This window comes from Neobacillus sp. SM06, assembly GCF_050496765.1.
Taxonomy (GTDB): Bacteria; Bacillota; Bacilli; order Bacillales; family Cytobacillaceae; genus JAEVLT01.
This window is the reverse complement of sequence record NZ_JBNWEO010000013.1, coordinates 167,696-192,975: the sequence shown is the minus strand read 5'-3', so window position 1 is coordinate 192,975 and position 25,280 is coordinate 167,696. Positions and strand designations below refer to the sequence as shown.

Genomic DNA, 25,280 nt, shown 5'->3' with positions numbered 1-25,280 from the left:
TTTAAAGGGAATCATCTAGTTGTGACGAATATTTCTATAAAGATATGCACACAAAGTTCATCTTATTATAGGAATCTAATTTCAAATTTCAAATTAGCAAACAAAACCATTTGTTGTTCTGTTTAAAGGAATGCTAAAGGAGGTGCCAAAGAATGAACAGCAATGAAATTTATGTTAGCCTTGACATCGGTACATCCAGCGTAAAAGTAATCATTGGGGAAATGGTTAATGACGCGTTAAATATAATTGGCGTGGGAAATGTGAAATCTGAGGGATTGCGCAAAGGCTCAATCGTAGATATCGACGAAACCGTTCATTCAATTAGAAAAGCGATCGAGCAGGCAGAGCGAATGATTGGAATGGAAATCCGTCAGGTGATTGTTGGGGTTTCCGTAAACCATGTTGTTCTCCAGCCATGCCATGGAGTTGTCGCTGTTTCAAGCCAAAACCGTGAAATTACGAATGAGGATGTTACACGAGTTATTGATGCCGCTCAGGTCGTTTCGATTCCTCCTGAACGGGAAATTATTGGAGTTGTTGCCAAGCAATATATTGTAGACGGTCTGGATGAAATTAACGATCCACGCGGAATGATCGGCGTTCGATTGGAAATGGAAGGCACGATCATTACCACCTCTAAAACATTGTTACATAATACTCTTCGCTGTGTAGAGCGAGCAGGTTTGGATGTTTTAGATATTACCCTACAACCGCTTGCTTCAGGCTCATTTGCCCTCTCTAAAGATGAGAAAGATCTTGGGGTTGCGCTTATTGATTTAGGTGGGGGTTCGACAACCATTGCGTATTTTGAACAAGGTCAATTAAAAGCCGCAACGATGCTGCCTATCGGCGGAGATCATATTACAAAAGACCTTTCGATCGGATTGCGTACGTCAACCGAAGATGCTGAAAAAATTAAAATTAAGCATGGACATGCCTTTTACGACGATGCTTCTGAGGATGAGGTTTTCAGTGTTCCGATTATCGGAAGCGATCAGCATCAACAATTCAACCAATTGGAAATTTCCGACATAATCGAAGCGAGGCTGGAAGAAATTTTTGATTTTATCGTGGAAGAAATGAAACGTCTCGGTATTCGCGATCTCCCCGGGGGATATGTTTTAACTGGCGGAGTCGCTAATATGCAAGGGATTTTGGAACTTGCAGAAGAAGTATTGCAGAACAGGGTACGCATTGCGGCTCCGGATTATATCGGCGTCAGGGAACCGCAGTATACTACGGCAGTAGGACTGATAAAATATGCCTATAAGACTGCTAGATTGCCAGGGGGAATGATTTCGTCTCCGTCATCTGTATCCGAGTCAGCGGAAAGCCGTGCTCCTAAGCAACATCAACCAAAAAACAAGCCGGAAAAACAACCAGAAGAAAAAATGTCATCAAGAGTAAAAAAATTCCTTGGATACTTTTTCGAGTAGATCAGCGAAAAGGACTATCGACGAATTAGGAGGATTTGTCATGTTAGAGTTTGATACAAATTTAGATTCCCTTGCTACCATAAAAGTAATTGGTGTTGGCGGCGGCGGCAATAACGCAGTGAACCGAATGATTGAACACGGTGTTCAAGGTGTAGAGTTTATCGCAGTTAATACCGATGCACAGGCATTGAATCTTTCAAAAGCAGAAATCAAAATGCAAATCGGCGCGAAATTAACGCGCGGTCTTGGCGCAGGTGCTAATCCTGAAGTTGGAAAAAAGGCGGCCGAAGAAAGTAAAGAACAAATTGAAGCAGCATTAAGCGGGGCGGATATGGTGTTTGTGACTGCCGGAATGGGCGGGGGAACAGGAACAGGTGCTGCTCCTGTTATTGCACAAATTGCCCGTGAACTTGGGGCCCTTACAGTCGGAGTTGTGACGAGACCGTTTACGTTTGAAGGAAAGAAACGGGCAACGCAAGCATCCGGCGGAATTAACGCAATGAAAGAAGCGGTTGATACATTGATTGTCATTCCGAATGACCGTCTTCTTGAAATCGTTGATAAAAGTACGCCAATGCTTGAGGCGTTCCGCGAAGCGGATAACGTTCTTCGCCAAGGTGTGCAAGGCATTTCCGATTTAATTGCCACCCCTGGGTTGATCAACCTTGATTTTGCAGATGTTAAAACAATTATGTCAAGCAAAGGATCGGCTTTGATGGGAATCGGTGTTGCCGCTGGGGAAAACCGTGCAGTCGAAGCGGCAAAAAAGGCTGTAAGCTCGCCATTGCTTGAGACTTCAATTGACGGAGCGCAGGGAATTTTAATGAACATTACCGGGGGCATGAACTTAAGCCTGTATGAAGTTCAGGAAGCGGCAGATATCGTTGCCTCTGCATCCGATCAAGAAGTAAACATGATTTTTGGATCGGTTATCAATGAAGATTTAAAAGATGAAATCATTGTGACGGTTATTGCAACAGGCTTCAATGAAGAAGTGATCCAATCCAAAGTGAGCCGCCCGTCTTTTGGCCAAGCCAAGCCGGCAATGGGTACGGTAAAAAGAGAACCGAAAAGGGAAGAAGTTGCGCAACAGCCTGAACAACCGCGCAACCCTTCTCTTACCCAAGAAGATGCACTTGACATTCCAACCTTCCTGCGCAACCGAAATCGCCGCAGATAATGACGAAGTAGTATTTAAAAAAGCACTGCTCTTGATGAGGAGAGTGCTGAAAAAGCTCTTTTTAAGGTAAAGCTTTTTAAACTTGTCTATTAAAATTAGCATTGAGCTTTTAATAGCTATTAAAAAAGGTATAATATCCCTTTTATTGAGGGGATTATACCTTTTTTCTATAATTACTGATAAATTAAAAACCAATACCATATAGAGAAGTAATAACCCAGCAGACAAGGCCTGATAAGTCGGGTGTTTTAAGTTTTGAATTACAATTTATGAAGATAAATAAAAAAAGATTATTTCATACATGCATCTCTCCTTAATAAATTTCCAAAAAACATCAATTTTGAAGGTTATAAAATAAAAAGGTGAAAAAAATTATAATTTTTTTCACCTTTTTATTTGCGTGCCAAGTGTAAATGGACTGACGAGACTTTTTGTAGCACCATAGGGCATAGGACGCTAAACTCTTCTCAGATTGAAAAAAATCTGACAAATTCCGTAAGCAATAGTGAAAATTTCTGTTTTTTTGATTACAGGAAGTGACAGCATCGGCCTAATCAAATACGATATACTTTTTCATAAACAGAATAGAAGAATCATTTGCGAGTTTGCTAATTGTTTCTCCACCATCTTTGGTCACATAGGGGGGAGCCGCTCATTGACCGTTTATTTGGACGTCATTTGGCTGTTAAATTTTTTGTTTGATACCTTTTTGCTTTATTTGACAGCAATCATTTTAAAAAGAAGCATACGGGTTTGGCGGCTTTTGGCCGGCGGCTTGATCGGATCACTGATCATTCTTTTATCGTTCACACCGACTGCGCCCATTACAAACCACCCAGCATCAAAATTGCTTTTTTCTGTATTGATGGTGTTGACCGTGTTCGGTTATCAGCGGTGGCGGTTTTTTATAAAAGGGCTGTTTACCTTGTATTTCTCGACCTTTTTGCTTGGTGGAATTTTGATCGGTGTTCATTATTTTATTCAATATGATTCAGAATTAACAGCAAAAGTTCTTTTATCCAATGTAAAAGGCTTTGGCGATCCGATTAGCTGGCTGTTCGTTTTGCTTGGCTTTCCAGTTGCGTGGCATTTTTCAAAAACAAGAGTGGAGAGCATTGAAATGACAAAAATTCAATATGATCAAATGGTAAAAGTCGTCTTGACAATTGATCAAATAGAGCTCTTCTTTACAGGCCTGGTTGACAGCGGCAATCAATTGTATGATCCAATTACGAAAATGCCCGTCATGATTGTTTCCGTAAAAAACAATGACGGCTCACTGCCGGATCCGATTCGGAAGCTTGCAGAAGAGGGGGAGTCGATCGTAACTGAAACCATCGATCTCCCGGATGAATGGCAAAATCGGTTAAGGATTGTACCTTGCCGGGTGGTTGGACAAGAGCATCAGCTCATTGTTGCGATCAAACCGGATGCGATCAAAATTGTGAAAGAGAATGAAGCCTATTTTTACGAGAAGGGGCTTGTGTCATTTACGTTGCAGGAACTTTCCGCAGATGGAGCATTTCAATGTATTGTTCATCCAAAAATGCTGACGGGCCAAAAGCTATCCGGTGATGCAGTGAAAGTAAGTTAATAATACTATACTCAGTACATTCAACATTTAGAAGGAGGAACTTCCGTGAAAAAATGGCGATTTCGCTTATCTTATTATTGGTATAAAATTTTAATCAAACTTGGTCTGAAGACAGATGAAGTGTATTATATCGGCGGAAGCGAGGCACTGCCTCCTCCTTTAAGCAAAGATGAAGAAGAGCTACTCTTGAAAAAACTCCCACATGGTGATAAAGCGGCAAGATCGATTCTAATTGAGCGGAATTTGAGACTAGTCGTCTATATTGCCAGGAAGTTCGAAAATACGGGGATCAATATTGAAGATTTGATCAGTATAGGAACAATCGGCTTAATCAAGGCGGTCAACACCTTTAACCCGGAAAAGAAAATCAAACTGGCTACATATGCATCTAGATGTATTGAAAATGAAATTCTAATGTACTTAAGACGAAACAATAAAATCCGCTCAGAGGTATCATTTGATGAACCGTTAAATATCGATTGGGATGGAAATGAATTATTGTTATCCGATGTGCTTGGAACCGATGAAGATATTATAACAAAAGATCTGGAAGCCAATGTGGACCGCAAGCTCCTTATCAAAGCACTTCACCAGTTATCTGACAGGGAAAAACAAATTATGGAGCTTCGCTTTGGCTTACATAACGGTGAGGAAAAGACACAAAAAGACGTTGCCGATATGTTAGGCATTTCCCAATCGTATATCTCACGATTGGAAAAAAGAATAATAAAACGATTGCGAAAAGAATTTAATAAAATGGTGTAACGGCTTTTGCGAAATAATTTTTTTACGTAAAAAAACCGGTTGGACGTGGGAAATAAAGGATTTTTTAATATTTCCCACGTTTTCTGTAGGAAATAGCCGGTGCATATTTTTCCTTCCCGGGGAGATACTGTTTTTTGTACAGCAGCTCCTGTGAGGAGGGAAAACAGATTGACTCGAAATAAAGTTGAGATTTGCGGTGTCGATACATCAAAACTTCCTGTTTTAAAAAACGAAGAAATGAGATTGCTCTTCAAGCAAATGCAAGCGGGCGATATTAGCGCTCGGGAAAAGCTCGTCAACGGAAACTTGAGACTTGTTTTAAGCGTCATTCAACGCTTTAATAACCGGGGCGAGTTTGTTGATGACCTGTTCCAGGTCGGCTGTATCGGTCTTATGAAATCAATTGATAATTTTGATCTATCTCAAAATGTTAAATTTTCCACTTATGCAGTACCGATGATAATCGGAGAAATTCGCCGATACTTGCGCGACAATAATCCGATACGCGTTTCAAGATCACTACGGGATATTGCCTATAAAGCCCTGCAAGTGAGGGAAAGGCTAATGAGTGAAACATCAAGAGAACCAACGGCCGAAGAAATTGCCCGCGTTTTAGAAGTTCCGCACGAAGAGATTGTGTTTGCCCTTGATGCTATTCAAGATCCTGTTTCGTTGTTTGAGCCCATCTACAATGATGGCGGGGATCCGATTTACGTTATGGATCAATTGAGTGATGAACGAAATAAGGACACGCACTGGATAGAGGAAATTGCCTTAAAAGAAGGAATGAGACGGTTAAATGAGCGGGAAAAAATGATTCTCCGCAAGCGATTTTTCCAAGGTAAAACGCAAATGGAAGTCGCAGACGAAATTGGAATTTCCCAAGCACAAGTATCCAGACTCGAAAAAGCGGCAATCCGGCAAATGAATAAAAACATTCAAAGTTAAGCTGTCCACTAAAGGACAGCTTTATTTTTTGGACGAAAAGGTCTTTTAACCGCAAAGGTTCACATATATTTTTTATAGAGTCAAAAGGCGGGAGGAAACAGTAATGGTGAAAATTTCGGAATTTCAAATCAAAGATGTTGTAAATGTTGCAGATGGAAAGAAACTCGGCAATATTGATGATATTGATATTAATTTATCAACAGGGAAAATTGAAGCAATTGTTATTTCGGGAGGCGGGCGCGTCCTTGGTTTTTTTGGCAAGGATGAAGAAATCGTCATCTCTTGGAAAAACATTTTAAAAATTGGCCATGATGTCATTTTGGTTCGCTACAAAGGCAACGGTGAAAATGCAGTAAATGATTCTGACTAACAGCAGAATGAGACATGACCAATTTACCATCATATGGTACACTAAAGAAAACTTAAATGAGGGGAAAGTATGGAACCATTTGTTTTACAAAAACAATCTTTTTTTTCGATTCAACCATGGACGGAGCAGTTTCCCGGACTTACCGCAGGAATGACGACAAAATACGACGGAGAGAGCAAAGGCCCATATTTCAGCTTGAACCTTGGTTTTCACGTCGGCGACGAAATCGCAGCTGTCTGCGCGAACAGGGAGAAGGTAGGAGAGCAGATAGATTTCCCGGTTCGAAACTGGGTTGGAGCCGAACAGACCCATGGATTCGTTATTCAAAAAGTTACAAAAGCGGACCGCGGAAAAGGCTCCCTTTCCTACGATGAGTCCTTTAAAGATACAGATGGATTTTATACAAATGAAGACGGCATCCTGCTTACGCTTTGCTATGCAGATTGTGTTCCGCTCTTTTTCCTTGCACCAGAGAAAAAAATGATTGGCATCGCGCATGCAGGTTGGAAAGGAACGGTAAAGCAAATTGCTGCCCACATGATAAAATTATGGGGACAGGAAGGGATACAGCCAAAAGATATTTTTGTCGTAATTGGCCCATCAATTTGTGAAAAATGTTATATTGTAGATAATCGTGTTGTTGATTTAGTTCAAAATATACTAGAAGATGTCGACGAAAAACCATATAATTTAATCACAGCAGGTCAATATTCGTTAAACTTGCAAAAAGCAAACAAACGGCTGCTCGAAAAAGCAGGAGTGCCGACCCAGAATATTCTGCTGACTGGTTACTGTTCAAGCTGTGACAACGGCCATTTTTTCTCCCACCGCCGCGACAAGGGACAGACAGGGAGAATGGCAAGCTTTATCGGTTGGAAGGAGGATCAATCAGTATCATGAAAGTTGCTGCAAAACTTGAAGCCATTCAACAACAAATCGCTGATGCCTGCTTCAAGGTTCACCGGAATCCCGAAGAGGTAAGGCTGATTGCCGTAACAAAATACGTCAGCACCAAAAGAGCACAAGAGGCACTCGATGCAGGGGTTTGCGAACTCGGCGAAAACCGGGATGATGGGCTGCTTGAAAAGTGGAGTTTGTTAAAGGACAAGCCTGTTTGGCATTTTATTGGCTCATTACAAACGCGGAAAGTTAAAAATATCATTGATAAAATCGATTATATTCATTCACTGGATCGGATTTCTTTAGCTGAGGAAATTCAAAAGCGTTCCCCCAAAAAGATCAAATGCCTTGTCCAGGTGAATGTTTCTGGTGAAGAATCCAAGCATGGGTTGCATCCTGATGAGGTCATTCCGTTTATTGAACAGCTTCAAGCATTTGATAAAATTGGAATCGTCGGTTTAATGACGATGGCTCCGCTGACAAACGACGAAGAAGTGCTTCGCAACTGTTTTCGGCTCTTAAGAGAACTGCGTGAGCAAGTAAAGGCTCGTCAATTTGCTTTTGCACCTTGTGACCATCTATCCATGGGGATGTCGAATGATTTTCACATTGCGGTAGAAGAAGGGGCAACAATGGTCAGAATAGGAACCGCGCTTGTCGGTGAAGATGAAGAGAGGGTGACGAAATGAGCATTAAATCAAAAATTAAAACATTTTTCTTTCTAGACGATGAATATGATGAGAATGAAGAATATGAAGAAACGCCAGAGCCGGTAAAACAACCACAAAGGAACCAGCATCAGGTAAAATCGCCCAATGTCGTCAGCTTGCAAAGCGTACAAAAATCGGCAAAAGTTATTTTGGTTGAGCCCCGTGTGTATGCAGAGGCACAGGAAGTTGCCGATCATTTAAAAAGCCGTCGGGCGGTGGTTGTAAACCTGCAGCGGATTGACCATGATCAGGCGAAGCGGATTGTTGATTTTTTAAGCGGAACTGTGTATGCGATTGGCGGCGATATTCAACGGATTGGCACAAGTATCTTTCTTTGTACGCCAGATAATGTGGAGATAGCAGGTAATATTTCCGAGATCGTTCAAGAACATGATTTTCAAGATAAGAGGTGGTAAGCAGATATGACAACTGTTTTTGTCATTTTAACAAAATTGATTACGTATTATTCTTATGCATTGATTGTTTATATTTTTATGTCTTGGTTTCCAAACGCAAGGGGTACTGCCATTGGCCAATTTCTTGCAAGGATTTGCGAACCCTATCTCGAACCGTTTCGCAGATTCATTCCGCCGATTGGAATGATTGACTTTTCCCCGATCATCGCTATTTTGGTGTTGAATTTTGCAGCCTCGGGACTGGCGCAAATTTTTAACTGGATCGCCTAGTTAGTGGAGTAGTTATGAATATTTATCAGCATTTTCGACCGGAAGAAAAAGAGTTTATTGATCAGGTTCTGAATTGGAAAAACAGTGTCGAGAGAACGCATGTACCGAAGCTGACTGATTTTCTTGATCCGCGCGAACAACAGATTGTTAAATTGCTTGTTGGGGAGAATTCGGATGTACAGGCGGCGTTTTTTGGCGGAACTTCTGTCGCCGAACGGAAAAGAGCGCTGCTGCTCCCCGATTATTTGCCTGCCGCTGACAAGGATTTTCACATTCGCTTATATGAAGTTGACTATCCAAGCAAATTCATCACCATCGAGCATCCTCAAGTTTTAGGCACTCTAATGTCAGTCGGGCTGAAACGGGGGAAATTTGGCGATATACTCGTTAAAGACAAACACATCCAGTTTTTTGTCAGTGAAGATGTGGGTGATTATGTTGAATTGCAAGTAAAATCAATTGGCAAGGCAGCTGTTCAGCTGCTGTTGCAGCCGCTTGAGAAAGCACTGATTATAGAAGATTTATGGACTGATCAGGATTTGACGGTTTCATCGCTTCGTCTCGACACTGCTGTCTCCGGGATTTATCATCTAGCGAGGCAAAAATCGCAAACGCTGATTCAGGCAGGACTTGTCAAAGTCAATTGGACGCCCGTTGAAAATCCTTCGTTTGAAGTAAAAGAAAGCGACATGATTTCCGTGCGTGGTCACGGCAGAGCGAAAATTTTGTCTATTGAGGGAAAGACAAAGAAAGAAAAATGGCGAATTCGAGCCGGAAAACAAAAATAATTTGTTTTTCTAGCAGGAATTGCTTGAAAATTGTCGAATGAATCTAGTATACATAAAAGCTGACAATTCATTATGGAGGTGGCACTATGCCATTAACGCCGTTGGATATACACAACAAAGAATTTACAAAAGGTTTTAGAGGCTATGACGAAGATGAGGTAAATGAGTTTCTTGACCAGGTCATTAAAGATTATGAATTGGTTTTGCGTGAAAAAAAGGATTTGGAAGAACGCCTGGCGGAAATGAAAGAGCGATTAAGCCATTTTTCCAATATTGAAGAAACACTGAACAAATCAATTGTCATTGCTCAGGAGGCTGGAGAAGAGGTTAAACGAAACGCGCAAAAAGAAGCAAAGCTGATCATCAAGGAAGCGGAGAAAAACTCCGATCGGATCATCAATGAGTCCTTGTCGAAAGCAAGAAAAATTGCTCTCGAAATTGAAGAGCTGAAAAAGCAGTCGAAGGTCTTCCGTACCCGCTTTAAAATGCTTGTTGAAGCCCAACTCGATCTGCTTAACAATGATGACTGGGATCATTTGCTTGAATATGAGCTGGATGCAACTGAATTGAAAGCCAATCAGGCGGAAGATTCGCTGGCATAACTTGACGGACAAGCATCCTTTCGACTATAATTTTTCAATAAACAATATAGCCGTTCAATGACAGTGAAGGGGACAGTACATTTTTCGAACCTTTTTCATAGCGAGCTGGGGATGGTGAAAGCCTGGCAAAAAGAGAAAAATGGGATCACCCCGGAGTTCCGTGCTGAAACTCAAAATGATCGGGAATTAGGCATCGGCGGGTTGTTCACGTTACGAATAGACGAAGAGGGCAGCGTTTTGCAATGCTGTCAATCAGGGTGGTACCACGGGAATCAAACCTTCTCGTCCCTATTTGGGATGAGAAGGTTTTTTTGTTTGGAAAAAGGAACAGGAGGAAATGGTAATGGAATACAAAGATACGCTATTAATGCCGCAGACCGATTTTCCGATGCGCGGTAATCTTCCAAATAGGGAACCTGAAATTCAGGAAAAATGGGAAGGAATGGATATTTATAAACAAGTTCAAGAGCGGACAAAAGACCGGCCAATGTACGTGCTGCATGATGGCCCGCCGTATGCCAATGGTGATATCCATATGGGGCATGCGCTTAACAAAATATTAAAGGATTTTATTGTTCGCTACAAATCGATGAGCGGCTATCATGCCCCATATGTACCAGGTTGGGATACGCACGGACTGCCGATCGAACAGGCATTAACAAATAAAGGTGTCAAACGGAAAGAAATGACCGTTGCAGAATTTCGAAAGCTTTGTGCGGAATATGCCTTACAGCAAATCGACAACCAGCGTTCCCAATTTAAACGTTTAGGCGTTCGCGGCGACTGGGAAAATCCTTATATTACACTGAAGCCTGAATATGAAGCACAGCAAATTAAAGTGTTTGGCGAAATGGCGAAAAAAGGCTACATCTATAAAGGGAAAAAGCCTGTTTACTGGTCGCCTTCGAGCGAATCTGCATTAGCAGAAGCAGAAATTGAATACAAAGACAAGCGCTCTCCGTCCATTTTCGTTGCCTTTAAAGTAAAAGATGGAAAAAATGTTCTTGATTCTGATACAAATATCGTCATTTGGACGACAACACCATGGACAATTCCTGCCAATCTCGGCATTTGCGTTCATCCGGATTTAACCTATGTAGTGGTCAACGTTAGCGGAAATAAATATCTGGTTGCCGAAGCCCTTTTAGAATCAGTTACAAATGAAATTGGCTGGGAAAATCCAGAGATTGTTCAAACGGTAAAAGGAACGCAGCTTGAGAACATCCTTGCCGAGCACCCATTATATGGTCGCGATTCGCTTGTGATGCTTGGTGAACACGTAACAACCGATGCTGGTACAGGATGTGTTCATACAGCACCCGGACACGGGGAAGATGACTTTTATGTCGGGCAAAAATACGGGTTGGATGTTCTTTGTCCTGTTGACGATAAAGGCTGCATGACAGAAGAGGCGCCAGGGTTTGAAGGTCTGTTTTACGACGATGCAAATAAAGCAATCGGCGAAAGGCTGGAGGAAGCGGGCGCATTATTAAAGCTATCTTTCATCACCCACTCGTATCCGCATGATTGGCGGACGAAAAAACCGGTTATTTTCCGAGCAACGGCTCAATGGTTCGCTTCCATTAAAGATTTTCGCAACGACCTGCTTGAAGCGGTAAAAGAAACGAAATGGGTTCCGGCATGGGGGGAAACGCGGCTTTACAATATGGTTCGCGACCGCGGCGACTGGTGTATTTCAAGGCAGCGTGCCTGGGGCGTGCCAATTCCGGTGTTTTACGGAGAAAATGGCGAAGCGATCATCAATGATGAGACTATTAACCATATTTCGCAATTATTCCGCGAACACGGTTCAAACGTTTGGTTTGAACTTGATGCAAAGGAATTGCTGCCAGAAGGATTCACCCATCCAAGCAGCCCAAACGGCCAGTTTACAAAAGAAACGGATATTATGGATGTTTGGTTTGACTCCGGTTCATCGCATCAAGCCGTATTGGAGGAGCGGGAAGATCTCAAGCGTCCGGCCGACCTTTACTTGGAAGGCTCTGACCAATACCGCGGCTGGTTCAACTCTTCTTTATCAACAGCGGTTGCCGTTACTGGCAAAGCTCCATATAAAGGCGTGCTAAGCCATGGATTTGCGCTTGATGGCGAAGGAAGAAAAATGAGCAAGTCGATTGGCAACGTTGTTGTACCGGCAAAAGTAATGAACCAGCTTGGTGCAGATATTTTAAGGCTTTGGGTTGCCTCGGTAGATTATCAGTCCGATGTCCGCGTTTCGGATGCAATTTTGAAACAGGTAGCTGAAGTATACCGAAAAATCCGCAACACGTTCCGCTTCTTGCTTGGCAACCTGGCCGATTTTCAACCGGAAACGGATGCGCTTCAATACGAGGAATTAAGAGAAGTGGATCAATTTATGCTCGTTAAATTAAATAAATTGATTAAATATACGAAAAATGCATATGAAAACTTCGAATTTGCCGGCATTTATCATGCAGTCAATAATTTCTGTACACTTGATTTAAGCGCCTTTTATCTTGATTTTGCCAAAGATATTCTTTACATTGAAGCGAAAGATCACCATGATCGCCGTGCCATCCAGACGGTTTTATATGAATCATTGCTGGCATTAGCGAAGCTCGTTGCACCAATCCTTCCGCATACAGCAGATGAAGTGTGGAGCTTCATACCGTCTGTAAAAGAAGCGAGTGTTCAACTGACAGACTTGCCGGACTACCGGGAATTGGCGAATGCCGAAGCACTTGAAGCAAAGTGGACTGCGTTCTTGAAACTTCGTGATGACGTATTAAAAGCACTGGAAGAGGCGCGCAATGAAAAAGTAATTGGCAAATCCTTAACGGCGAAAGTAACAATATATGTTAATGATAAAACAAAAGCGCTTTTGGATTCTATTGATGAAAACCTTCAGCAGCTATTCATTGTCTCAGGATTTGAGGTTGCCGGAACATATGATCAAGCTCCTGAACATGCACTTAAACTTGACTCTGCTGCCATTGTGGTGACAAAAGCGGAAGGGGAGACGTGCGAACGCTGCTGGGTGGTTACGCCGGAAGTTGGCCAGGACCATGAGCATCCAAGTCTTTGTCCGCGCTGTGCAGAAGTTGTCAAAAAACACTATGCTCATTTGGCATAAAATAATGAAAAGGTCCCTATTGGGGCCTTTTCTGTTTTTTTCCTCAGCCGTTAATTGCTGTAGCACCTGTCAAATGTTGTCCCGTGTTAGTCCTTTTTCTCGGGAGAAAATAGTAAAAACGATGAAGCGGAGGTATCATCATGAATGCAATCGAAGATATGCTCTATGTAGAACTCCGTCAAACCGAAAAAGAGATTCTTTCTTCTTTAAAGAAAAAGAAAATGGATGATTGGCTGAAAAAAATAGTAGAAGCTGAATTAACAGATGTACGTTCGGCGATCCATAAAGTAAAAAACGGATGTTTTGGGCAATGTGAACTATCAGGAGAGCTGTTTCCGCAAGAACTTCTGGCCATGATGCCTACAATCAAAACGAAAGAAGATTTACAAAAGTTATATAAATGGAATTAAAGGATTTTAAGAAAATTTGTCCAATTCTTATAGGTAAATAAAACCTTTAGGAAGGCGGACACATAATGAAAATCCTTCAAAATGAAAACATGGATTCAATTCAGGAAGTTAAAGCTTGTATGCATGGTTTAAGGGATCTACGGATGTTTAAACGTTATCAGGCTATCCTCATGCATTTAAAAGGACGGACTTATGTAGAAATCGCTGACCTTTTAGAATGTACGGAGCAAACTATATATAACTATGTTCGAGCCTATAAAACTAACGGTTTGGAGGGATTAGTTCCCGGACAATCTCCCGGACGCCCTTGTCAACTAACAGAGGAACAAGAAAAGGAACTCTATCAGTTAATTGTTGAAAAAAAGCCAGCTGCTGTTGGATTTCCCGCAGAAATGAATTGGACTTCATTTCTTGTTCGCGATTGGATTAAGCAAACATTTGACATTGTTTATACGGACCGGGGTGTAAGGAGATTGTTGACTCGTTTGGGATTTAGTTACACAAAACCAACGTATACCCTAGCAAAGGCTGACCCCGAGAAACAGGAAGCGTTCAAACAAGAATTTGAAACGATTAAAAAAAATGATGAATGACGAAATTGATCGAATTCTGTTTCAAGATGAATCCATGATCAGGGACTACCAAGCTTTAGCCAATACATGGTTTCCTAAAGGGCAACAAAAAGTGATACCTACTTATGGAAAACATCACGGGGTTAAATTAATTGGTACCCTCGATTACGAAACAGGCGAAGTGTTTGTCACAGAAGAAGAACACTATGATGCTCAAGTTTTCCTATCTTTTCTTGAAAAAGTTGTAGTCAGATACAAGGGTGAGAAGATTGTAATGATACTGGATAATGCTAGAATCCACCACTCGAAACTGATTCAACCTTTTCTCGAAGCCCATAAAGATCATCTGCAACTTGTTTTTCTCCCACCATACAGCCCAGAGTTAAACCTAATTGAAGGACTGTGGGGATGGTTAAAAAAATCAATTATTTATAATGTTTTTTATAAAACGGTAGAAGAAATTAGAGTGGCTGTCCAGACATTCATTACACAAATCAATAAAGACCCTATGAAAATCGTTAATCGTCTATGTCTTAAGCTTTAACTATTGACTCAATTACACCTTTAGCCAGATTGCCAGGATCGGATTGAGCAATAAATAGCCTAAAACGATATTCGACAAACTCCGATGATTGCAGGTATATTGTGCTTAAATTTTGTAGAATATTGTCATTAATCTAGGAAATCGTTACAGAACCAAATTGTTTAGTTCCATATATATAGAAATGTATTATCGAAAATCAATTCATTGATCGTTGCTTACAGTAGGATTGGCTCATCCGTTAAAATTATGCTAAAATGCTAAGGAAGTCACGAGCAGATGCGGAGGTTTTCTTAGTGTTTTATTATTTGATTGCAGTTTTCATTATTGGATTGGATCAGGTTACGAAGTGGCTCGTTGTGACCAAAATGGAATTTGGCCAAAGCATAACAATTATCGATCAATTTCTTTATATTACATCACACAGAAACCGGGGAGCCGCATGGGGAATCCTTCAGGGACAGATGTGGCTGTTTTATGTCATCACCCTTGTTGTGATTGTGGCAATTGTCTATTATATTCAAAAAGCAGCAAAAGGGAAAATCCTGCTAGGTGTTTCACTTGCTCTTATGCTTGGCGGGGCAATTGGCAATTTCATCGATCGAGTCGTGCGAAAAGAAGTCGTTGATTTTATTCATACATTCATTTTCAGCTACGATTTTCCGATCTTTAATGTTGCCGATTCATCTCTTGTCATTGGCGTTGGGCTGTTAATGATTCAAATGCTCCTTGACGAGCGAGAAACGAAGGAGAAAACGTATGGAGAAAATGGAACACATCGTTCATGAGGATCAAAAAGGAGACCGGATTGATAAAGTTCTTTCCTTATTGAATGAGGATTGGTCAAGAAGCCAAGTTCAGCAGTGGATTAAAGAGGGCTTGGTACTTGTCAATCAGCAGCATGTCAAAACGAATTACAAAGTTTCTTTAGACGATCATATCGAGATTCGTCTACCAGAACCGGAAGTACTCGATGTTGCACCTGAAGAAATGGATCTCGATATTTATTATGAGGACAGCGATGTTCTTGTCGTTAACAAACCTAGAGGAATGGTTGTACACCCGGCTCCCGGCCATTTAACCGGCACTCTTGTAAACGGCCTGATGGCTCATTGCAAAGATTTGTCTGGAATCAATGGAGTATTGCGGCCGGGGATTGTCCACCGGATTGATAAAGATACATCCGGATTGTTAATGGTGGCGAAAACTGACAAGGCACATGAGAGTCTGGTGAATCAACTGGTCGAAAAAACCGTCACCCGGAAATATAAGGCAATTGTTCATGGTGTAATCCCACATGACTTCGGAACGATTGATGCGCCTCTTGGCCGCGATCCAAAAGACCGGCAAAGTATGACAGTGGTTGATGCGGGGAAGCATGCTGTCACCCATTTCCAAGTGCTTGAACGGTTTCAAAATTATACGTTCATTGAGTGCCAATTGGAAACGGGACGAACGCACCAAATTCGCGTGCATATGAAATATATTGGCTACCCGCTTGCAGGCGATCCTAAATATGGTCCCAAAAAAACGCTAGATATCGATGGACAGGCGCTGCATGCGGGGATTTTAGGATTTGTGCACCCGAGAACTGCGGAGTATTTGGAATTTGAAGCGCCGCTGCCAGATGATTTCACCCGCTTACTTGAACAGCTGCGAAAATAATAAAACGAAAAATAGCATTGACAAAATGTGTCGATTTAAGCTATGATATCTATAGTTGAATATGCCTTTAAGAACAGTCCCGTGAGGCTGAGAAGGAAACGGTTTAGATGGAGAAGCCAGAAGTACTGTGATCTGTAGCTTCTCTATGCAAATGAACAATCAGCCTCTCGCCGGATCGGTGGGAGGTTTTATTTTTAAACAAAAGCAGGTGACAATGATGAAACAAAAAGCTTTGGTGCTGGATGAACAAGCGATTCGCAGGGCATTAACACGAATTGCCCATCAAATAATTGAAAAGAATAAAGGTATCGAGGACTGTGTCCTTGTAGGTATTCGCACCCGGGGAATCTTCTTGGCTAGACGGCTGGCAGAAAAAATCGCCGAAATCGAAGGACGTTCAATTACGGTGGGTGAACTCGATATCACACTCTATCGCGATGATTTAACGAAGAAAAGCGATTATCCGCTCGTAAAGGGTTCGGATATTCCGGTTGAAATCACGGATAAAAAAGTCATCCTTGTTGACGATGTTCTTTTTACGGGAAGAACGGTCCGGGCAGGTATGGATGCAATTATGGATATCGGCCGGCCTGCATCAATCCAGCTTGCTGTTCTTGCTGACCGCGGCCATAGGGAACTGCCAATCCGGGCAGATTTCGTCGGGAAAAACATTCCGACATCAAGTTCTGAAAAAGTTGTCGTAGAATTGATGGAAGCAGACAACATCGACCAAGTAAGCATTTACGATCTATAACTAAACAGCCCTTTTAATGGCAGTCCTGTGAGGCTGACAAGGGGAAAAGCCAAAAAAAACGGCCTTTTCTACCTCTTTGTCCAGCAGCAGGCAAAGAGGTTTTTTATTCCTAACTGCTTTAGTATCGTTCACCATGAATTTAAATGGATTGTAGGGGGAAGCTATAATGAAAAATCAACCAATTTTAGATATAAAAGATATTCCGAAACCGAGTCAGTGGCTGACCTTAAGTTTGCAGCATCTGTTTGCAATGTTTGGAGCGACCATTTTAGTGCCATATCTTGTCGGTCTCAGTCCATCCATCGCGCTGATTTCGAGCGGCCTGGGAACACTTGCGTTCCTGCTGTTAACAAAATGGCAAGTGCCGGCTTATTTAGGATCCTCTTTTGCCTACATTGCCCCGATCATCGCGGCGAAGAAAGAATGGGGCATTGGAGGAGCCATGTTGGGCACCTTTCTTGCCGGACTCGTCTATGTACTTGTAGCACTCATTATTAAAAAAGCGGGTTATCGCTGGATTATGAGGCTGCTGCCGCCCATCGTGGTTGGGCCAGTCATTGTTGTCATCGGCTTGGCGTTAGCCGGAACGGCAGTTGGCATGGCGATGAACGATCCTTCCGGAAAATACAGCCTGCTTTATTTCTCGGTGGCACTTGTAACACTTGCGGCAACCATTATTTTCTCGATTTACTTTAAAGGAATGCTGAGCATCATTCCAATCTTGGCTGGGATTGTGGTTGGCTATATTTATGCACTGATTGTCGGAATTGTCGATTTTAAACCGGTGCTGGAAGCAAAGTGGTTTGAGCTTCCAGACTTTGTCTTCCCGTTTGTCCATTATCAAGTAAACTTTACTTGGGATATTGCGCTGCTGATGGTTCCGGTGGCGGTTGTTACCTTGTCCGAACACATCGGCCACCAGCTTGTTTTAAGTAAAGTTGTTAGCCTTAATTATATTAAAGAACCGGGTCTGCAGCGTTCCATCCTCGGAGATGGTACTGCCACACTGATCTCCGCACTTGTGGGCGGCCCGCCGAAAACAACTTATGGCGAAAATATCGGAGTGTTGGCGATCACCCGTGTATTTAGTGTATATGTCGTTGCAGGTGCAGCGGTCATTGCGATTATCTTCGGTTTCGTTGGAAAAATAACAGCACTGATCCACTCGATTCCAACACCAGTAATGGGCGGTGTTTCGATCCTACTCTTCGGGATTATTGCTTCATCCGGCTTGCGGATGCTCGTTGACAGTAAAATCGACTTTGGCGATAAACGCAACCTCGTCATTTCTTCCGTCATTCTCGTCATTGGGATTGGCGGGGCGTTTGTTAAAGTAACCAACTCTTTTCAAATCCAGGGAATGGCGCTTGCCGCTATCTGTGGGATTGTCTTAAATCTCGTGTTGCCAGGCAGACCTAATGAGACAGGAGACGACATGTTTGCAGAAATGACAGAGAACCCGCAGATCGATGAAGCGTACGAGAATGAAAAAGTATAAGTTGCCTTACAAGGCTTAAATGTGAATAAACAATCGGATTTTCCAGGAAATAAAGCCGACCTTTTAAATAAGTCCATGAGAGTCTTAAAAGGGTGTCAAGCTTTGTCCAACTTCAGTTGCTAGGGGGAAACAAGATCCTTTCAGCATGGACAGTAGACAGCACCCTGATCAGTGGATTGGGGTGCTGTTTTTATATATACTGCGCTTGCCGATTTTGCTAATCCATTGGAAATTGAATGTAAAAAAACAAGGGGGAATCACGGTGAAACATTTATTGACAACGGCTGAATTAAGTGTTGTTGAAATAGTGGAGATTCTTGCTGACGCCCAGCGTTTTGCTGATGGAATGGTGTGGAGACCAAATGGCATCAAGTTTGCAGCAAATCTTTTCTTTGAACCAAGTACAAGAACAAAAAGCAGTTTTGAAATGGCGGAGAGAAAACTTGGTTTGGATGTGATTCCGTTTGAAGTAAGTACTTCCAGCGTTCAAAAAGGAGAAACATTGTATGACACTGTGAAAACATTGGAATCCATTGGTGTATCAGCTGTTGTGATTCGCCATCCGGAGGATCGCTACTTTGATTCATTAGCCGGAAAAGTTTCAATTCCCATCATTAATGCCGGTGATGGCTGCGGTCACCATCCAACCCAATCTCTTCTTGATTTACTGACGATCCAGCAGGAATACGGCAGCTTTGTTGGCAAAAAAGTCGCAATTATCGGCGATATCCGCCATAGCAGAGTAGCGCGTTCAAATGCTGATGCATTAACGCGACTCGGTGCAGAGGTCATTTTTTCAGGACCGCCAGAATGGTTTGATTCCCGGATTATGGGAAATGGCCGATACGAAACAGTTGACGATGCTATTTCAGAAGCTGATGTCGTCATGCTTCTGCGCGTTCAGCATGAACGCCATCATGGAGGAGGCTGCTTCAGCGTTGAAGAATACCATCAGCAATATGGGTTGACGGTTGAGCGTGAACAGAGAATGAAACCGGGCAGTATCATCATGCATCCCGCTCCGGTCAATCGAAATGTTGAAATAGCCGATGGTCTTGTAGAATGCAAGCGATCAAGAATTTTTAAACAAATGCAAAACGGTGTTTTTGTAAGAATGGCAGTAGTAAAAAGATTACTAGAAAACGTCCAGGGGGGATCAAGCAATGAAACGGCTAATCAAAAATACGAGATATATAGTTAATCACGGTAAAATCAAGCAGGGAGATATTTTAATTGAAGATGGAAAAATAAAAGAAATCGGTTTAGAACTTAAAGCAGACGCTGATCAAATCATTGACGCCACAGGGTTGGTTGCAGCTCCTGGATTTATCGATCTACATGTCCATCTTCGCGAGCCGGGCGGCGAGAAAAAAGAAACGATTGAAACCGGTACGCAGGCAGCGGCGAAAGGTGGTTTTACGACTGTTGCAGCGATGCCGAATACACGGCCTGTACCTGATTCAAAGCAGCAAATGGAATGGCTGCAATCCCGCATTAAAGAAACGGCAAATGTCCGCGTTCTCCCGTATGGATCCATTACCATAAGGGAGCTTGGCCAGGAATTAACGGACTTTTCAGGTTTAAAAGAAGCTGGAGCGTTCGCTTTAACCGATGATGGTGTAGGGGTTCAATCAGCGGCACTCATGCTAGAGGCGATGAAAAAAGCAGCTGATTGCAATTTGGCCATTGTCGCCCATTGCGAGGAAAATACGTTAATCAACAAAGGCTGCGTTCACGAAGGCAATTTTTCAAAAAAACATGGCATAAACGGCATTCCTTCTGTTTGCGAATCGGTTCAGATTGCCCGTGATGTTTTGCTTGCTGAAGCAGCCGGATGCCATTACCATGTCTGCCATATCAGCACGAAAGAATCGGTCAGAACGGTACGAGATGCCAAGCGGGCGGGAATCAATGTCACCGCGGAAGTGACGCCACACCATTTATTATTATGTGAAGAGGATATTCCCGGCCTTGATGCCAATTACAAAATGAATCCGCCACTAAGAAGCCGTGAAGATCAGGCGGCACTAGTTGAAGGGCTTTTGGATGGAACGATCGATTTTATCGCCACCGATCATGCCCCGCATACAGTTGAAGAAAAAAGTGAAGGTATGCAGCTTGCTCCGTTTGGAATTGTCGGATTGGAAACAGCTTTTCCACTTCTCTATACAAATTTTGTTTTAAAAAACATCCTTACGCTTGAAGAGCTGATTACATTGCTGACAATAAAGCCCGCAGAGGCGTTTGGCCTGCCATATGGAAAATTGGACATCGGTGCGGCAGCGGACATTGTGCTGTTAAATTTGCAAGAAGAGCGCTCAATAAATCCGGATGAGTTTTTATCAAAAGGGAAAAATACTCCATTTTCTGGTTGGAAATGCAAAGGCTGGCCAGTTATGACCATTGTGGAAGGAAAAATTGTTTGGGAAGAAGGGTGTGCGTGCATATGAAAAGACAACTCATATTAGAAGATGGAACCACTTTTATCGGTAATGCGTTTGGCAGCGATACAGACACAATCGGGGAAGTTGTTTTTAACACCGGGATGACCGGTTACCAGGAAATTCTTTCTGACCCTTCTTATAGTGGGCAAATTGTCACGCTTACATATCCACTTATCGGAAATTACGGAATCAACCGCGATGATTTTGAATCGATCACACCTGCAGTAAAGGGGTTTGTGGTCAAAGAAACAGCTGATTTTCCGTCTAACTGGCGTTCGGATTTAACATTGGATGAATATTTTAAACGAAAAAGAATCCCCGGAATTTCGTGTATTGACACAAGAAAGTTGACAAGAATCATCCGCCAGCATGGAACACTGAAGGGAGCCATTTGCAGCATTGAGCGCGATGCAGCGGAAGTGGTTGAATCGCTGCGTAAAGAAAAACTGCCGACGAACCAGGTCAGCCAAGTGTCAACAAAAAATCCATATCCAAGCCCTGGACGCGGCAAGCGCGTTGTTCTCGTGGATTTTGGCATGAAGCACGGCATTTTACGCGAATTAAACAAGCGTGATTGTGATGTCATCGTTGTTCCTTATAATACAACCGCACAGGAAATCCTTGAGCTTCGTCCAGATGGAGTCATGCTTTCAAACGGACCTGGAGACCCAAAAGATGTTCCTGAAGGAATTGAAATGCTTCAAGGGATTTTAGGGAAGGTTCCATTGTTTGGTATCTGCCTTGGCCACCAGCTCTTTGCCTTGGCGTGCGGTGCGGAAACAGTAAAAATGAAATTCGGCCATCGCGGCTCCAACCATCCGGTTAAAGACTTGAAAACGGGGAAAGTGGCCATCACCGCACAAAACCATGGCTACACAGTTGAAACGGAATCGATTCACAATACAAGACTGGAAATTACCCATATTGCCATTAACGATGGTAGTGTGGAAGGATTAAAGCACTTGGATTACGAGGCATTTACAGTGCAATACCATCCGGAAGCATCGCCTGGACCGGAAGATGCCAATAACCTTTTTGATCAATTTATTGAAATGATGATTTCAGAAAAACAGGAGGTTCGTTAACATGCCAAAACGTACTGATATTCAAACCATCCTTGTCATTGGCTCAGGACCGATTGTGATCGGCCAGGCTGCCGAATTTGATTATGCCGGCGCTCAAGCATGCATCGCTCTCAGAGAAGAAGGCTACCGCGTCATTTTGGTTAACTCCAATCCGGCAACGATTATGACAGATACCGAGATTGCCGACGTTGTTTATATTGAACCGCTGACCCTTGATTTTGTTAGCCGGATTATTCGCAAAGAACGGCCGGATGCATTGCTTGCCACTCTCGGAGGACAAACAGGGTTAAACTTGGCTGTTCAATTGGCAGAATCCGGGGTGCTTGCAGAATGCGGCGTTGAAATTCTCGGTACGAAACTGTCCGCAATTGAAAAAGCAGAGGATCGGGAATTGTTCCGCGATTTAATGAATGAACTTGGAGAACCAGTTCCACCAAGCGCAATCATTCATCAGTTTGAAGAAGCTGAGCGTTTTGTCGCTGAAATTGGCTATCCGGTCATTGTCCGCCCCGCTTATACTCTTGGCGGTACAGGCGGCGGGATTTGCCACAACCACCAGGAGCTTGAGGAAATCGTCACGAGCGGGTTAAAGAATAGTCCTGTCCATCAATGTTTGCTTGAAAAAAGCATTGCCGGCTACAAAGAGATTGAGTATGAAGTGATGCGGGATTCAAATGATAACGCGATCGTCGTCTGTAATATGGAAAACATCGATCCTGTCGGAATTCATACTGGCGATTCGATCGTTGTTGCCCCGAGCCAGACGCTGAGTGATCGGGAATATCAGCTTCTTAGAAATGTCTCTTTAAAAATTATTCGTGCCCTCCAAATCGAAGGCGGTTGTAATGTTCAGCTGGCGCTTGATCCCGAAAGCTTTCATTATTACATCATCGAGGTAAATCCAAGGGTAAGCCGCTCATCCGCTCTCGCTTCAAAAGCGACCGGCTATCCAATTGCCAAACTCGCTGCGAAAATTGCAGTTGGTTTAACGCTTGATGAAATGCTGAACCCTGTTACAGGAAAAACGTATGCCAGCTTCGAACCAGCCCTTGATTATGTCGTAACAAAAATACCAAGATGGCCCTTTGATAAATTTGAATCTGGCAACCGTTCTCTTGGAACGCAGATGAAAGCAACGGGTGAAGTGATGGCGATTGGCCGCAACTTTGAAGAGTCATTGCTTAAAGCGATCCGCTCTCTTGAAGCAGGCGTCTATCATTTTGAACTCACTGGGTCAACGGAGATCGATGATCAGCTTTTGGAAAAGCGGATCAAAAAAGCGGGTGATGAGCGTCTGTTTTATATTGCAGAGGCGTTAAAGCGGGGAGTGACAATCGAAACGATTCATGAATGGAGCAAAATTGATCTGTTTTTCCTTCATAAATTTTCCGGATTGATCGAATTTGAAAAAACGCTGTACACCCACCCTTATGATGCAGAAATGTTGCAGGAAGCAAAACAAAAAGGGTTTGCCGATCGGAAAATCGCCGAGCTCTGGAACACAACGGAAAATGAAGTGTATAAATGGCGGAATGAAAAAGGAATTACCCCTGTTTACAAAATGGTAGACACATGCGCTTCCGAGTTCGAATCGGAAACTCCATACTATTACGGAACGTATGAGGAAGAGAACGAATCAGTCAAAACGGAGAAAAAGAGTGTCGTTGTGTTAGGGTCAGGGCCTATCCGCATCGGCCAGGGAATTGAATTTGACTATGCGACCGTTCATTCGGTTAAGGCGATTAAAGAAGCTGGATATGAAGCGATCATCATTAACAATAATCCCGAAACAGTTTCAACCGACTTCAGCATTTCCGATAAACTTTATTTCGAACCGCTGACAATCGAAGATGTAATGCAAATTATTGACCTTGAACAACCAGAGGGTGTCGTTGTCCAATTTGGTGGTCAAACAGCGATCAACTTGGCAGCCAAACTAGTTGAAAATGGGGTAAAGATTCTTGGCACAAGCCTTGAAGATGTCGACTGTGCAGAAGATCGGGATAAGTTTGAACAAGCACTAAAAGATCTGGATATTCCGATGCCGCTTGGCAAAACTGCTTTATCGGTCAACGAGGCGCTTGATATTGCTGAAGAGATTGGCTACCCGGTACTTGTCCGCCCATCCTATGTTCTTGGCGGAAGGGCCATGGAGATTGTTTATCGGAAGGAAGAGCTGTTGCATTATATGGAAAACGCGGTAAAAATCAATCCGGAACACCCTGTTTTGATTGACCGCTATTTAACCGGAAAAGAGATTGAAGTGGATGCGATTTGTGACGGTGTCAATGTGTTGATTCCAGGGATCATGGAGCATATTGAGCGCGCTGGTGTGCACTCCGGCGATTCAATTGCTGTGTACCCGCCGCAAACTTTATCAGAAAGAGTGATCCAGCAGCTTGTTAACTATACGGAAAAATTGGCAAAAGGGTTAAACATCATCGGATTGTTAAACATTCAATACGTCCTTTCAGATGAAAAGGTGTACGTCCTCGAAGTCAACCCGCGCTCGAGCCGGACGGTACCGTTTTTAAGTAAAATAACAAAGGTGCCAATGGCGAAAATTGCCACAAAAGCGATTTTAGGGGTACCGATGACCGCCCAAGGCTATACACCGGGACTTTTACCTGAAAAAGAAGGAGTATTTGTCAAAGTGCCAGTTTTCTCGTTCGCGAAACTGCGGGATGTTGATATAACGTTAGGTCCGGAAATGAAATCAACCGGTGAGGTAATGGGTAAGGACAGCACGCTTGAAAAAGCACTGTACAAAGGTCTTGTCGCCTCCGGAATGACGATCCAAAAGTTCGGCACGGTCCTATTTACCGTAGCCGATAAAGACAAGCAGGAAGTATTGCAGCTTGCGGGACGCTTTGCGGCAAACGGCTATCAGCTGATGGCGACGAGCGGAACAGCTGAAGCACTACGCGCGAGCGGTCTTCCCGTCACAGTGATTGGAAAAATCGGCGCGGATGGACGCACACTGATTGATGTGATCCATCAAGGAGAAGTCCAATTGATCATCAATACGCTGACAAAAGGAAAGCAGCCGGAGCGCGACGGTTTCCGAATCCGCCGCGAAGCTGTTGAAAATGGGATTCCATGCTTAACTTCTTTGGATACTGCTGACGCGATTTTAAAGGTCATTGAATCGATGAATTTTTCCGCCGAAGCAATGGGAGAAGATCGTGCAAATGAGGGGGCTGTGTTTGCTTGAAAC

22 protein-coding genes, 1 pseudogene and 1 other annotated feature are annotated in these 25,280 nt (G+C 43.0%); all 23 genes and pseudogenes read left to right on the top strand.

Annotated elements, in window-relative coordinates; genetic code table 11:
- Positions 1-152 precede the first annotated feature (152 nt).
- The 23 genes and pseudogenes from ftsA (at position 153) to carB (ending at position 25,277) form a co-directional block, all read left to right on the top strand.
- Entirely contained in the window at positions 153-1,436 is a 1,284-nt protein-coding gene (ftsA, locus tag ACQYAD_RS06015) for a cell division protein FtsA (protein ID WP_430236353.1), read from the top strand.
- Positions 1,437-1,476: 40 nt separating this feature from the next.
- Positions 1,477-2,616, top strand: a complete 1,140-nt coding sequence (ftsZ, locus tag ACQYAD_RS06010; RefSeq protein ID WP_430236351.1) for a cell division protein FtsZ — start codon at positions 1,477-1,479, stop codon at positions 2,614-2,616.
- 655 nt (positions 2,617-3,271) lie between these two features.
- A complete protein-coding gene (spoIIGA, locus tag ACQYAD_RS06005; protein ID WP_430236350.1) occupies positions 3,272-4,210 on the top strand; it encodes a sigma-E processing peptidase SpoIIGA in 939 nt (312 codons plus the stop codon).
- A 45-nt stretch (positions 4,211-4,255) separates the two neighbouring features.
- The gene (sigE, locus tag ACQYAD_RS06000) at positions 4,256-4,975 is read left to right on the top strand and encodes an RNA polymerase sporulation sigma factor SigE (RefSeq protein ID WP_430236348.1); all 720 of its coding nucleotides are present in this window, start codon (positions 4,256-4,258) and stop codon (positions 4,973-4,975) included.
- A gap of 168 nt (positions 4,976-5,143) precedes the next feature.
- Positions 5,144-5,923: an RNA polymerase sporulation sigma factor SigG gene (gene sigG / locus ACQYAD_RS05995; protein WP_430236346.1), complete on the top strand. Its 780-nt coding sequence runs from the start codon at positions 5,144-5,146 to the stop codon at positions 5,921-5,923.
- Between the two features lie 103 nt (positions 5,924-6,026).
- Positions 6,027-6,293, top strand: coding sequence for a YlmC/YmxH family sporulation protein (locus ACQYAD_RS05990; protein WP_430236344.1), 267 nt, complete (start codon positions 6,027-6,029; stop codon positions 6,291-6,293).
- A 69-nt stretch (positions 6,294-6,362) separates the two neighbouring features.
- Positions 6,363-7,193: a peptidoglycan editing factor PgeF gene (gene pgeF / locus ACQYAD_RS05985; RefSeq protein WP_430236343.1), complete on the top strand. Its 831-nt coding sequence runs from the start codon at positions 6,363-6,365 to the stop codon at positions 7,191-7,193.
- Entirely contained in the window at positions 7,190-7,882 is a 693-nt protein-coding gene (locus tag ACQYAD_RS05980) for a YggS family pyridoxal phosphate-dependent enzyme (RefSeq protein ID WP_430236342.1), read from the top strand. The genes pgeF and ACQYAD_RS05980 overlap by 4 nt, the downstream gene beginning before the upstream one ends.
- On the top strand, positions 7,879-8,319 hold the full coding sequence (locus ACQYAD_RS05975; protein WP_430236340.1) for a cell division protein SepF: 441 nt from the start codon (positions 7,879-7,881) through the stop codon (positions 8,317-8,319). Before ACQYAD_RS05980 ends, ACQYAD_RS05975 begins: the two co-directional genes overlap by 4 nt.
- A 6-nt stretch (positions 8,320-8,325) precedes the next feature.
- Positions 8,326-8,589: a YggT family protein gene (locus ACQYAD_RS05970; RefSeq protein WP_430236339.1), complete on the top strand. Its 264-nt coding sequence runs from the start codon at positions 8,326-8,328 to the stop codon at positions 8,587-8,589.
- Between the two features lie 14 nt (positions 8,590-8,603).
- Positions 8,604-9,377: an RNA-binding protein gene (locus ACQYAD_RS05965; protein ID WP_430236337.1), complete on the top strand. Its 774-nt coding sequence runs from the start codon at positions 8,604-8,606 to the stop codon at positions 9,375-9,377.
- Positions 9,378-9,463: 86 nt separating this feature from the next.
- Positions 9,464-9,979 (top strand): DivIVA domain-containing protein, encoded by a 516-nt coding sequence (locus ACQYAD_RS05960; RefSeq protein ID WP_430236336.1) that lies wholly within the window; start codon positions 9,464-9,466, stop codon positions 9,977-9,979.
- Between the two features lie 54 nt (positions 9,980-10,033).
- Positions 10,034-10,272 (top strand) — a binding site (T-box leader).
- Between the two features lie 50 nt (positions 10,273-10,322).
- The gene (gene ileS, locus ACQYAD_RS05955) at positions 10,323-13,094 is read left to right on the top strand and encodes an isoleucine--tRNA ligase (protein ID WP_430236334.1); all 2,772 of its coding nucleotides are present in this window, start codon (positions 10,323-10,325) and stop codon (positions 13,092-13,094) included.
- A 140-nt stretch (positions 13,095-13,234) separates the two neighbouring features.
- A complete protein-coding gene (locus tag ACQYAD_RS05950) occupies positions 13,235-13,504 on the top strand; it encodes a hypothetical protein (RefSeq protein WP_430236333.1) in 270 nt (89 codons plus the stop codon).
- Between the two features lie 89 nt (positions 13,505-13,593).
- A protein-coding gene (locus ACQYAD_RS05945; RefSeq protein ID WP_430235185.1) for an IS630 family transposase occupies positions 13,594-14,620 on the top strand; the annotation gives its coding sequence in 2 pieces (ribosomal slippage) (positions 13,594-14,066 and positions 14,065-14,620; 1,029 coding nt in all).
- 293 nt (positions 14,621-14,913) lie between these two features.
- Positions 14,914-15,405, top strand: coding sequence for a signal peptidase II (gene lspA, locus ACQYAD_RS05940; protein ID WP_430236331.1), 492 nt, complete (start codon positions 14,914-14,916; stop codon positions 15,403-15,405).
- Positions 15,377-16,282 carry an RluA family pseudouridine synthase gene (locus ACQYAD_RS05935; protein WP_430236330.1) on the top strand — a complete coding sequence of 302 codons (906 nt, stop codon included), beginning with the start codon at positions 15,377-15,379 and terminating at the stop codon, positions 16,280-16,282. The genes lspA and ACQYAD_RS05935 overlap by 29 nt, the downstream gene beginning before the upstream one ends.
- Before the next feature lie 217 nt (positions 16,283-16,499).
- On the top strand, positions 16,500-17,036 hold the full coding sequence (gene pyrR, locus ACQYAD_RS05930) for a bifunctional pyr operon transcriptional regulator/uracil phosphoribosyltransferase PyrR (protein WP_430237210.1): 537 nt from the start codon (positions 16,500-16,502) through the stop codon (positions 17,034-17,036).
- Positions 17,037-17,202: 166 nt separating this feature from the next.
- The gene (locus ACQYAD_RS05925) at positions 17,203-18,534 is read left to right on the top strand and encodes a solute carrier family 23 protein (RefSeq protein WP_430236329.1); all 1,332 of its coding nucleotides are present in this window, start codon (positions 17,203-17,205) and stop codon (positions 18,532-18,534) included.
- A 262-nt stretch (positions 18,535-18,796) separates the two neighbouring features.
- Positions 18,797-19,735 carry an aspartate carbamoyltransferase catalytic subunit gene (locus ACQYAD_RS05920; protein WP_430236327.1) on the top strand — a complete coding sequence of 313 codons (939 nt, stop codon included), beginning with the start codon at positions 18,797-18,799 and terminating at the stop codon, positions 19,733-19,735.
- Positions 19,698-20,984 (top strand): dihydroorotase, encoded by a 1,287-nt coding sequence (locus ACQYAD_RS05915; protein WP_430236326.1) that lies wholly within the window; start codon positions 19,698-19,700, stop codon positions 20,982-20,984. Before ACQYAD_RS05920 ends, ACQYAD_RS05915 begins: the two co-directional genes overlap by 38 nt.
- Positions 20,981-22,122 (top strand): annotated as a pseudogene (locus ACQYAD_RS05910) (carbamoyl phosphate synthase small subunit). The gene ACQYAD_RS05915 and the pseudogene ACQYAD_RS05910 overlap by 4 nt, the downstream one beginning before the upstream one ends.
- Entirely contained in the window at positions 22,065-25,277 is a 3,213-nt protein-coding gene (gene carB, locus ACQYAD_RS05905; protein ID WP_430236324.1) for a carbamoyl-phosphate synthase large subunit, read from the top strand. Before ACQYAD_RS05910 ends, carB begins: the two are co-directional and overlap by 58 nt.
- Positions 25,278-25,280 lie beyond the last annotated feature (3 nt).

Bases quoted from the DNA above. Each gene is read 5' to 3' on its own strand.
- ftsA (WP_430236353.1), top strand. From the start codon at position 153: ATGAACAGCAATGAAATTTATGTTAGCCTTGACATCGGTACATCCAGC.
- ftsZ (WP_430236351.1), top strand. From the start codon at position 1,477: ATGTTAGAGTTTGATACAAATTTAGATTCCCTTGCTACCATAAAAGTA.
- ACQYAD_RS05990 (WP_430236344.1), top strand. From the start codon at position 6,027: ATGGTGAAAATTTCGGAATTTCAAATCAAAGATGTTGTAAATGTTGCA.
- pgeF (WP_430236343.1), top strand. From the start codon at position 6,363: ATGGAACCATTTGTTTTACAAAAACAATCTTTTTTTTCGATTCAACCA.
- ACQYAD_RS05980 (WP_430236342.1), top strand. From the start codon at position 7,190: ATGAAAGTTGCTGCAAAACTTGAAGCCATTCAACAACAAATCGCTGAT.
- ACQYAD_RS05975 (WP_430236340.1), top strand. From the start codon at position 7,879: ATGAGCATTAAATCAAAAATTAAAACATTTTTCTTTCTAGACGATGAA.
- ACQYAD_RS05970 (WP_430236339.1), top strand. From the start codon at position 8,326: ATGACAACTGTTTTTGTCATTTTAACAAAATTGATTACGTATTATTCT.
- ACQYAD_RS05965 (WP_430236337.1), top strand. From the start codon at position 8,604: ATGAATATTTATCAGCATTTTCGACCGGAAGAAAAAGAGTTTATTGAT.
- ACQYAD_RS05960 (WP_430236336.1), top strand. From the start codon at position 9,464: ATGCCATTAACGCCGTTGGATATACACAACAAAGAATTTACAAAAGGT.
- ileS (WP_430236334.1), top strand. From the start codon at position 10,323: ATGGAATACAAAGATACGCTATTAATGCCGCAGACCGATTTTCCGATG.
- ACQYAD_RS05950 (WP_430236333.1), top strand. From the start codon at position 13,235: ATGAATGCAATCGAAGATATGCTCTATGTAGAACTCCGTCAAACCGAA.
- ACQYAD_RS05935 (WP_430236330.1), top strand. From the start codon at position 15,377: ATGGAGAAAATGGAACACATCGTTCATGAGGATCAAAAAGGAGACCGG.
- pyrR (WP_430237210.1), top strand. From the start codon at position 16,500: ATGAAACAAAAAGCTTTGGTGCTGGATGAACAAGCGATTCGCAGGGCA.
- ACQYAD_RS05925 (WP_430236329.1), top strand. From the start codon at position 17,203: ATGAAAAATCAACCAATTTTAGATATAAAAGATATTCCGAAACCGAGT.
- ACQYAD_RS05915 (WP_430236326.1), top strand. From the start codon at position 19,698: ATGAAACGGCTAATCAAAAATACGAGATATATAGTTAATCACGGTAAA.
- carB (WP_430236324.1), top strand. From the start codon at position 22,065: ATGCCAAAACGTACTGATATTCAAACCATCCTTGTCATTGGCTCAGGA.